Source organism: Azospirillum brasilense, from assembly GCF_003349955.1.
Taxonomy (GTDB): domain Bacteria; phylum Pseudomonadota; class Alphaproteobacteria; order Azospirillales; family Azospirillaceae; genus Azospirillum; species Azospirillum brasilense_B.
In genome coordinates this window covers 1-10,135 of sequence record NZ_QLKQ01000131.1, presented here as the reverse complement: position 1 = coordinate 10,135, position 10,135 = coordinate 1, and the positions used below count along the sequence as shown (strand labels likewise).

General features: G+C 71.9%; 10 protein-coding genes. All 10 read left to right on the top strand.

Annotation, left to right across the window (positions count from 1 at the left end):
- Window positions 1-817, top strand: an 817-nt coding sequence (locus DXK32_RS30905) for an ABC transporter ATP-binding protein (protein ID WP_247877425.1), incomplete at its 5' end; no start/stop codon positions are given.
- Complete coding sequence (locus DXK32_RS30900; RefSeq protein ID WP_247877424.1) at window positions 814-1,872, top strand: ABC transporter substrate-binding protein; 1,059 nt, start codon at window positions 814-816, stop codon at window positions 1,870-1,872. The genes DXK32_RS30905 and DXK32_RS30900, both read left to right, overlap by 4 nt.
- Before the next feature lie 71 nt (window positions 1,873-1,943).
- Entirely contained in the window at window positions 1,944-2,645 is a 702-nt protein-coding gene (locus DXK32_RS30895) for a flavin reductase family protein (RefSeq protein ID WP_114861998.1), read from the top strand.
- The gene (locus tag DXK32_RS30890) at window positions 2,642-3,613 is read left to right on the top strand and encodes a carbon-nitrogen hydrolase family protein (RefSeq protein ID WP_114861997.1); all 972 of its coding nucleotides are present in this window, start codon (window positions 2,642-2,644) and stop codon (window positions 3,611-3,613) included. Before DXK32_RS30895 ends, DXK32_RS30890 begins: the two co-directional genes overlap by 4 nt.
- 379 nt (window positions 3,614-3,992) lie before the next feature.
- Entirely contained in the window at window positions 3,993-4,973 is a 981-nt protein-coding gene (locus tag DXK32_RS30885) for a ChuX/HutX family heme-like substrate-binding protein (protein WP_114861996.1), read from the top strand.
- Window positions 4,974-4,990: 17 nt separating this feature from the next.
- Window positions 4,991-5,890 (top strand): heme/hemin ABC transporter substrate-binding protein, encoded by a 900-nt coding sequence (locus DXK32_RS30880; protein ID WP_114861995.1) that lies wholly within the window; start codon window positions 4,991-4,993, stop codon window positions 5,888-5,890.
- Window positions 5,887-6,996 (top strand): FecCD family ABC transporter permease, encoded by a 1,110-nt coding sequence (locus DXK32_RS30875; RefSeq protein ID WP_114861994.1) that lies wholly within the window; start codon window positions 5,887-5,889, stop codon window positions 6,994-6,996. The genes DXK32_RS30880 and DXK32_RS30875 overlap by 4 nt, the downstream gene beginning before the upstream one ends.
- A gap of 2 nt (window positions 6,997-6,998) precedes the next feature.
- Window positions 6,999-7,820 carry an ATP-binding cassette domain-containing protein gene (locus tag DXK32_RS30870; protein ID WP_114861993.1) on the top strand — a complete coding sequence of 274 codons (822 nt, stop codon included), beginning with the start codon at window positions 6,999-7,001 and terminating at the stop codon, window positions 7,818-7,820.
- Between the two features lie 75 nt (window positions 7,821-7,895).
- On the top strand, window positions 7,896-8,564 hold the full coding sequence (locus tag DXK32_RS30865; RefSeq protein WP_114861992.1) for a response regulator transcription factor: 669 nt from the start codon (window positions 7,896-7,898) through the stop codon (window positions 8,562-8,564).
- On the top strand, window positions 8,551-10,023 hold the full coding sequence (locus DXK32_RS30860; protein ID WP_114861991.1) for a sensor histidine kinase: 1,473 nt from the start codon (window positions 8,551-8,553) through the stop codon (window positions 10,021-10,023). The genes DXK32_RS30865 and DXK32_RS30860 overlap by 14 nt, the downstream gene beginning before the upstream one ends.
- Window positions 10,024-10,135: the final 112 nt, after the last annotated feature.

Genomic DNA, 10,135 nt, shown 5'->3' with positions numbered 1-10,135 from the left:
CCCCGGCACACCCCCCGGCACACCCCAGGCCCAGCCGGCCGACATCCAGATCGACATCCGGAATCTGGGCAAGGTCTACGGCGGGACCTCGTCCGACAACATGGTGGTCGCGCTCGATGGGGTCGATCTGCGCATCCGCCGCGGCGAGTTCATCTCGCTGCTCGGCCCCTCGGGCTGCGGAAAGTCGACTCTGCTCGGCATCGTCGCCGGCTTCCAGTCGGCGTCGAGCGGGACGCTCCTGCAGAACGGCCGCCCCATCGTCCGGCCGGACCCCTCGCGCACGGTGGTCTTCCAGGACTACGCGCTGTTCGGCTGGATGACCGTGCAGGAGAACGTGGAGTTCGGCCTGAAGGCCAAGGGCATGGCGAAGAAGCAGCGCGCGGAGATCGCCCGCTCGCTGATCGACATGGTCCGGCTGACCGGCTTCGAGGAGAAGTACCCGCACCAGATCTCCGGCGGCATGAAGCAGCGGGCGGCCATCGCCCGCGCGCTCGCCCCGGACCCCGACATCCTGCTGATGGACGAGCCGTTCGGCGCGCTGGACGCGCAGACCCGCGTGCTGCTGCAGGAGGAAATCGCCCGTATTTCGTCCGAGGCCGGCAAGACGGTGATCTTCGTCACCCACGGCATCGACGAGGCGGTGTTCCTGGCCGACCGCGTGGTGGTGATGAGCCCGCGGCCCGGCCGGGTGCGCGAGGAGGTCGCCGTGCCGCTGCCGCGGCCCCGCACGGCCGAGATGCGCTCCGATCCCTGGTTCGTCTCCACGGTCAACGACCTGTGGGAGACCCTGAAACCCGAATGGCAAAAAGGGGAATGAACGTGACCTCGACACTCTCGCGCCGTCGCTTCGGCCAGCTCGCCGCCGGCATCGCCGCCGCCGCAACCCTCGCCAAGCCGGCGATCCTCCGCGCGCAGGGCGCGGACGTCGTCAAGATGGGCTGGTTCAACACCACCACCGTCTCGGCCCAGATCGCCCATGTGCTGATGCGCACCGACATCGCGGCCCGCAACGGCCTGCGCATGAACATGATCCAGCTCAACGCCTCGCCGGCGGTGAACGAGGCGATCGTGTCGAACGCGGCCGATGTCGGCACGCTGTCCGACTTCGCCGCCGTCACCACCATGGCGGTCGGGGCGCCGGTCACCACCATCGCCTCGCAGGCGCGCTTCCGCTCGGCGGTGCTGGTGACCAAGAAGTCGGGGATCACCGACGTCGCCGGGCTGAAGGGCAAGCAGGTCTACGGCACCTTCGGCATCACCGCCTTCCAGAACGCCCAGGAGGCGATGATCAAGGCCGGCCTCACCCCCGGCCGCGACATGACCTTCGTCAATGTCGGGCCGGCGGAGCTGGCCGACGCGGTAGGCGCGCAGCGGATCGACGCCTTCTTCACCTACGACCCGTTCGTGAGCTTCTTCGAGAACGCGGGCTTCGCCCAGGTGATCTCGGAGAATCTGACTCCCGTCATCGTTCTGACCGCGAACAACCGCTTCTTCAAGGACCGGCCCGAGGTGGCGGAGCGCTTCCTGCTCGCCAACTCCCAGGCGCTGTACTTCGCCAGCCAGAACCACGACCTCGTCAACGGCTGGTTCCGCTCGCTGGAGCCGGCGAAGAACATCCCGGAGGCCGTGCTGGAAAAGGCGTCGGGCTACGACCCCGCCTGGAACGCCAAGGCGCCCACCGACATCAAGGCGGCGCTGTCGGAAGAGCAGATCAAAAAGCTGAACCAGCTCGCCGAATGGGGCGTGGAGGCAAAGCTGCTGCCGCGCCTGCCGGACGTCTCGAAGTTCGTCGACACGACCATCGCCGGCAAGGTGGACGCCGCCTTCGCCGCCCAGAACTTCGATCCGAAGGCGGTCAAGATCGTCGGCTGAGCGGCCGGCGATCCCAACGCATCGCGCAGGACGGGGCGGCGGCCGTGCCGGGCCGCGCCGAAGGAGACTTCATGACCTTACGACTTGACGACCCCCCCGCCCCTCCAACGCGCCATTTCGACTTCGCCACGCTGCCGGCACCCGATCGCTACCGCCTTCTGACCGCCGCGGTCCTGCCACGGCCGATCGCCTGGGCGGTCACCCGCTCGGCCGAGGGCCGGGTGAACGCGGCCCCCTACTCCTTCTTCAACGTCTTCGGCTCCGACCGGCCGGTGGTCTGTCTCGGCGTGCTGGCGCGCCCGGACCGGCCGAAGGACACGGCGGTCAACATCCGGGAGACGCGGGAGTTCGTGATCAACCTCGTCCCCTTCGATCTCGCGGAGGCGATGAACCTCACCTGCGTCGAGGCGCCGCCCGAGGTGGACGAAACCCGGCTCGCCGGCCTCGCCACCCTGCCGAGCGTCGCGGTCCGGCCGCCGCGCATCGCCGCATCGCCGGTCGCCTTCGAATGCCGTCTGATCCACGAGTTCGAAAGCGGTCCCGGACAGTGGCTGTTCGTGGGCGAGGTGCTGCACGCCCATGTCGCGACGCGCGTCCTCACCGGCAACCCCGACCGCCCCCGCATCGACCATGAGGCGCTCGACCTCGTCGCCCGCATGCACGGCCCCTCGGCCTATCTGCGCACCCGCGACGTCTTCGATCTGGTCCGGCCGGTCTGGGCCGACACCGCGCCTCGACCCACCGACACACACTGCAAGGAACGACAAGCATGACCAAGGTTAAAGTGGCCGCGGTGCAGGCGGCGACGGTGCCGTTCGACGCCGCCGCGGCGACCGCCCGCACGGTCGACCTGATCGCCGAGGCGGCGTCCACCGGCGCGTCGCTCGCCGTCTTCCCGGAAGCCTTCATCGGCGGCTACCCGAAGGGGCTCGACTTCGGCTGCTCGATCGGCCGGCGCACGCCGGAGGGGCGCGCCGACTTCGCCCGCTACGTCCGCGGCGCGATCACGGTGCCGGGACCGGAGACCGAGACGCTGTCGGCGGCCTGCGCGCGGCACGGCATCCATGCGGTCGTCGGCGTCATCGAGCGCGACGGCGGAACGCTCTACTGCACGGTGCTCTACCTGTCGCCGGACGGCCAGATGGGCAAGCACCGCAAGGTGATGCCGACCGGATCGGAGCGGCTGGTCTGGGGGTTCGGAGACGGGTCGACCCTCACCGTCATGGACACGCCGTTCGGCCGTGTCGGCGGCGCCATCTGCTGGGAGCATTACATGCCGCTGATGCGCGCGGCCTACTACGCCAAGGGCGTCCAGCTCTGGGCGGCGCCGACGGCGGACGACCGTGAAAGCTGGATCGCCACCATGCGCCACGTCGCCATGGAGGGGCGCTGCTTCGTGATCGGCGCCTGCCAGGTGATGCGCCGCTCCGACTTCCCGGAGGACTACGCCAGCCGCATCGACGCCGGGCCGGACGAGTGGATGATGCACGGCCGCTCGGTCATCGTCGGGCCGCTCGGCGAGATCCTGGCCGGCCCGCTGGTCGACGCGGAGGGCATCCTGACCGCCGAGGTGGACGTCGAGGATCTGGTCGGCGCCAAGCTCGATTTCGACCCGGTGGGCCATTACGCACGGCCGGACCTGTTCAGCATGCGCGTCGACGAGACCCCGCGCGCGCCGGTCGCCACGGTGCGCGAGGCCACCCTTCCGGAGCGCAACGAGACGGTCGAAGAAGCGGCCTGACGGGCAGGGTGATCGCGTTTAAAATTCCCTCTCCCCTCTGGGGCTCGGAGCCGCCGGCCGAAGGCCGGTTGAGCGCCGAAGGCGATCAAAGGCGGAGAGGGGGCGCGAGCCTTGCGAGCGGCCGGGTTAGGGTGAGGGGGTTGCGCTTTTGCCGGACGTGATGCCACGCGCAACCCCCTCACCGGCCCTGCGGGCCACCCTCTCCCCAGAGGGGAGAGGGCTATAAAGGTCAAATGCGATTGCTCTGGCCCGCGCGGCGATTAATGCCGGTTAATGATCGGCGCCTTGTAACTGATAATGCTTCTCATGATCATTTGCGGGAGATTTGGCCCTGTCCGGACGGGCCGACCACGCCGCATTTTGTCAAGGGAAGCCCTCGATGCCCGACACCCACCTGCTCACCGCCGATCCCATCCTGTCCACCCTCCCCGCCTGGGAAAACGGTGCCGCCCGCCCGACGCGGCTGGAGGTGGACTGGACCGACGCCCTCAGGAAGCTGGACGTCCTGGGGACGGTCCGGGTCGTCACCGGCAACCGCAGCATCACCCACGGGAAGACCGGGCGCTTCGGCAACGTCGACGGCAACGGCCCGGCCCTGATCGTGCTGAACCGCGAGGTTGACCTGCGCGTCTTCCCGCGCCACTGGACCATCACCGTCCACACGCCGGAAGCGGACGGCGAGGCCGAGGCCATCCGCGTCTTCGACCGGCACGGCCGCGCCGTCCACACCATCCACCGCACCGCCGAGACCAACGCCGCCGCCTGGGACGCTTTCCTCATCCTGCACCGCGCCGCCGACCAGGACGCGCCGGCCCTGGAGCCGCTGCCCGCCCCCGCCGCCGAGCGGCCCGACGCCGAGATCGACGTGGAGGGGCTGCGCGCCGCCTGGAGCGCGATGACCGACGTGCACGAGTTCTTCGGCATGCTGAGGACTTTCGGGGTCGGGCGCCGGCAGGCGCTGCGCCTCGCCGGGCCGGACTTCGCGCGGGAACTGCCCGCCGCCGCCGTCCTGCCGCTGCTGGAGGCGGCGCGCGACCGCCGGCTGGAGATCATGATCTTCGTCGGCAACGCCGGCTGCATCCAGATCCACACCGGCACGGTGGACCACCCGGCCGCCGCCGACGGGCTGCTGCGCATCGACGACCCCGGCTTCACCCTGCGCGCTATCCAGGCCCGGCTGTCCAGCGCCTGGGTCGTCCACAAGCCGACCGACAAGGGCGGCATCACCACCGTCGAGCTGTACGACGACCGGGGCGACAACGCGGCGATCCTGTGCGGCCAGCGCGACGAGGACAAGCCGGAGCGGGCGGAGTGGCGCGCGCTCGCCGCCGAGTTGCCGGCGCTCGCCGCGTCCCTGTGACGGGCGGGGACCGGCCGATGAGGCGCCTGCGCTTTCTCCCCGCGGCGATCGCCGCCGCCCTCGCGCTCACCGCCGCCCCCCTGGCCGGGGCGGCGGAGCGGCGGATCGTCACCGTCGGCCCGCCGGTGACCGAGCTGGTCCACGCGCTCGGCGACGGCGGCTCGGTGGTCGGGCGCGACACCAGCAGCCATTACCCGCCGCCGGTGAACGGCCTGCCCGACGTCGGCTACATGCGCGCCCTCTCGGCGGAGGGGGTGATGTCGCTCGCCCCGACCCACGTCCTGGCGATCCAGGGCGCCGGCCCGGAGACGACGCTCGACCAGCTGCGGGCGCTCGGCGTCACGGTGGAGGTCGTGCCGGAAACGCCGACGCTGGCCGGGCTGCTCGACAAGGTGGAGCGGGTCGCCCGCCTGCTCGGCCGGGAGGCGGAGGGGCGGCGGCTGGCAGACTCGCTGAATCGCGACCTCGCCGCGCTGGCCGCCGTCGCCGCCAAGTCCGACGCCACGTCCGACGCCACGTCCGGAACGAAGGACGGCGCGCCGGTCGTGCTCGGCGTGGTCGGCGGCGGGCCCGGCGGTCTGATGGCGGCGGGCAGCCGCTCCGTCCCCGCCGCTCTGATCGCCATGGCCGGCGCGCGCAACGCCCTGGATGTGGAGCGCGACTATGTGCCGATGTCGTCGGAGTCCGTCCTGGCCGCAGCGCCCGACATCCTGCTGGTCAGCCGGTCGCTGGTCGACCGCTCGGGCGGGCTCGACCAATTGCTGGCGACGCCGCAACTCGCCCTGACCCCGGCGGCCAAGGCCCGGCGGGTGGCGGTGGTGGACGGCGCGCTGCTGATGGGGCTCGGCCCCCGCACGGCCGAGGCGGTCGCCGAACTCACCCGCGTCCAGGGCACCTCTCCCCAAGGGCAACCATGAGCCTGACCTTGTCCATGCCGTCCTCCCGGAAAGGGGACGGGGCGGCGCCGTCCTTCCGGCGCCCGCCCCTCGTCCCGGTGCTGGCGGCGCTGGCCGTGGCGCTGGCGCTGGCCGTGCTGATGGCCATCGCGACGGGCGGCGTGTCCGTCCCGCTCGACCGCAGCCTGTCCCACCTCGCGTCCCTGCTCGGCCTGCCCGGAACGCCGCTGTCCGAACGCGACTGGATGGTGCTGACCATGCTGCGCCTGCCGCGCATCGTCCTGGCCGCCGCGGTCGGGGTGACGCTGGGCGTGGCGGGGGTGGCGCTTCAGGCCGTCTTCCGCAACCCGCTGGCCGATCCCGGACTGGTCGGGGTGTCGAGCGGCGCGGCGCTGGCCGGCTCCGCCGCCATGGTGCTGGGGGTGTCGGGGCTGGGGCTGGCGCGCAGCGGCCTGTCGCTCGCCACCGTGCTGCCGCTGGCCGCCTTCCTCGGCGCGCTGGCCGCCACCGTCCTGATCCTGGCGATCTCCCGCCGCGACGGGCGCAACGCACCCGCCACCATGCTGCTGGCCGGCATCGCGGTGAACGCCATGGGCGGGGCCGGCATCGGGCTGTTCAGCTACCTCGGCGACGATCTGGCGTTGCGCCAGATGACCTTCTGGATGATGGGCGGCTTCGGCGGGTCGGGCTGGGCGCAGATCGGGCCGGCGATGCTCCTGATGGGGCTGGCGACCGCCGGGCTGCTGGCCGGGGCGCGGCGGCTCGACCTGTTCGCCATGGGCGAGCGGGAGGCCTTCCTCCAGGGCCTCGACCCGCACCGCTTCGCCGTGCGCACGGTGCTTCTGGTGGCGCTGGGCGTCGGGGCGGCGGTGGCGGTGTCCGGCCTGATCGGCTTCGTCGGGCTGATCGTGCCGCACGTCATGCGGATTCTGCTGGGGCCGGTGCACAGCCGGCTGATGCCGGCGACGGCGCTGGCGGCGGCGGTCCTGCTGGTCCTGGCCGACACGGTGGCCCGCACCATCGCCGCCCCGGCCGACGTGCCGGCCGGCCTGCTGCTGGGCGCCGTCGGCGGTCCCTTCTTCCTGTGGCTTCTGCGCCGCCGCTCCGGCGGCCTGGGAGGGGCCTGACCATGCTGGAAGCGATCGACGCCGGCCTGACCATCGGCCGCGCCCGCCTGCTCGACGGCGTGACCGCCGCGGTGCGGCCGGGCCGGGTGCTGGCCATCCTGGGTCCCAACGGGGCCGGCAAATCCACGTTGCTTTCCCTCCTCTCCGGGGAGCGGCGGCCGACCGCCGGCCGCGTCCTGCTCGACGGGGTGGCGATGTCGGCCATCCCGGCGCCGCGGCTGGCCGTCCGCCGCGCCCTGGTGGCGCAGCACCAAGCGGTCGCCTTCGCCTTCTCGGTGGAGGAGGTGATGGAGCTGGCGACCGAACCCTGGCTGATCCGCCCCGGCGACCGGCGGGCGCTGATCGCCGATTGCCTGATCCGGGCCGGGGCCGGCGGGCTGGCCGGTCGGCTGATGCCCCAGCTCTCCGGCGGCGAGCGCCAGCGCGTCGCCTTCGCCCGCGCGCTCGCCCAGTTGGCCGCCGGTCGGCACGGGCACGACGTGGCGGGGCCGTCCTACCTGCTGCTGGACGAGCCGACGGCCAGCCTCGACCCCGCCCACCAGCACCATCTGCTGCGGGCGGCGCGCGACTGGGTGGAGCGGACCGGCGGCGGCTGCGCGGTGATCCTGCACGACCTGACGCTGGCCGCGCGCTACGCCGACGACGGGCTGCTGCTGGCGGGCGGGCGCGTCGCCTGGGCCGGGTCCATGTCCGGCCTGCCGGTGCCGGTGCTGGAGCGCGTCTTCGGCACGGCCTTCGTCCGGCTCGACCTGCCCGAGGCGGAGGGCGTGGTCTACGCCGCCACGGGACGCGCCGCGGCGTCTGGAAAAATGATTTGCGAATGATTATTAATATCAAATAGGGAACGAGACGGGGCGCCCCGAAGAGGCGCCCCAAAAAGGCGTTGGAGGGAGGGGACGGTGCGTGTTCTGGTCGTTGAGGACGACGCGGCGGTCAGCTACTGGATCGGGGCGAAGCTCGGCGGCTCCGGCCATTCCTGCCGCTTCGCCGGCGATGGCGAGGACGCGCTGCGCCTGCTGCGCGAGGAGGCGTTCGACGTGGTGGTGCTGGACCGCATGCTGCCCAAGCTGGACGGCATGGAGGTGCTGAAGCGTCTTCAGGGCACCCGCCACCCGCCGGTCCTGGTGCTGTCCGCCCTGGACGAGACGACGGAGCGGGTGGCCGGGCTGCGCGCCGGGGCCGACGACTATCTGGGCAAGCCCTTCGACTTCGCCGAGCTGCTGGTCCGGCTGGAGCATCTGGCGACCCGCCGCTCCGCCCTGGCGGGGGCCGGCGACGTGCTGGAAGTCGCCGATCTGGCGATGGACGTCACCCACCGGCAAGTGACCCGGCGCGGCGTGCCCATCGAGCTGACCGACAAGGAATTCAAGCTCCTGCACATCCTGATGAGCAACCCCGGCCGCACCGTGACGCGCAGCATGCTGCTGGAGAAGGCCTGGGGCTACGGCTTCAACCCGCCGACCAATCTGGTGGAGGTCCATGTCTTCAAGCTGCGGGCGAAGATCGACAAGGATTTCGACCCGCCGCTTCTGAAGACCGTGCGGGCCATCGGCTATGTCCTGGGCTAAGCCGCGCGAAGTCGGCCCGGCCTGGGTCCGGAGGGTCCGCCGCCATCTCGACACGCGCAGCTTCCGTCAGGCCATGGCCATCGGTGCGGTCTTCCTGGTGGTGGCCGGCGCCGCCGTGCTGTGGAGCCGCGCCCTGCTGGTGGAGCTGGTCAACGAGCATGTCGTCGACCTGCTGGAGCGCGACCAGGAAACGCAGCGTCTGCACGGCGGCTTCGGCGACGCCGCCGCCCTGGTCGCGGAGCTGCGCCGCCGCGAGCGCTTCGCGCCGGAAGGCACGCGGCGGCGCATCGTGATCGACCGCGACGGGCGCGTGCTCTACGGCGACGAGGCGATGGCGCAACGGCTGCTCGCCGTCATCGCCTGCGGCGGCCCGGCCGCGTGCGAGACCGGCCGGATCGACCAGCGCGGCGACGGCTGGAAGGTGCGCGGGACGGTGGTGCGGCTGGGCGACGGCGGGCGCTACGTCAACGCCTACGACCTCCAGCCCATGCTCGACCAGCTCCGCGCCGTGCCGCTGGCGGCGGGCTGCGGCGTGCTGGTGTTCCTGCTGACCAGCGTTGCCTTCGGCCTCCGCTTCAGCGCCGGCACGCTGCGCCGGGTGTCGGCCATCACCATGGCGCTGACCGCCTACGCGGCGGGCGACCGCGACCGCCGCGTCGCCATCGCCGGGCCGGACGACGAGTTCGCCCGCCTCGGCCGCGAGGTCAACCGCACGCTCGACCGCGTGACCCGGCTGGTCGAGGAGGTCTCCAGCGTGTCGAGCAGCATCGCGCACGAGATGCGCACGCCGTTGACCCACCTGCACAACCGTCTGGTCACCATCGCCGAGACCTGCCACGACGACGCCCTGCGCCGCGAGTTGGAGGAGGGGATCGAGGAGACGCGGCGCATCCAGCACCTGTTCCGCGCCATCATGCGGCTGGGCGAGATCGAGACCGGGCGCTGCACCCTGGCGGTGGAGCCGCTGGACGCCAAGGCGCTGCTGGATGAGGTGGCTGAATCCTATCTGCCGCTGGCCGAGGGCACCGGCACCGTCATCACCGTCGCCGTGGAGCGCGACCTCGATCTGCGCGGCGACCGCACGCTGCTGTTCCAGACCATCGCCAATCTGGTGGACAACGCCCTGAAATACGCGCCGGGCGAGGCGCTGCACCTCTCGGCCGGACGGCGCGACGGCTGGAACGAGATCACCGTCGCCGACCGCGGCCGGGGGCTGGCGCCCGGCCAACGCGCGCTCGCGGTGCAGCGCTTCTGCCGGCTCGACCCGTCGGACCGGGTGCCCGGCCATGGGCTCGGCCTCGCCATCGTGGACGCCATCGCCCGGCTGCACGGCGGGGCCTTGCTGCTGGAGGACAACGGGCCGGGCCTGCGCGCGGTGGTCCGGCTGGAACGCCGGGGCCGCCCGGTCCCCTCCCCTGCCCCCGCCGTTCCCGGCGCCATCACCGTCCTTCTCCATTAAGCGAAATTAAGCGAAGCGCCGTTGAGCCGATTTGCAAATGCGAACTATTCTCAATTTAGTTTGCAACCGACGCTCCGGACCGCCTCCATGCCGCACAGCACCCCCACCGCAC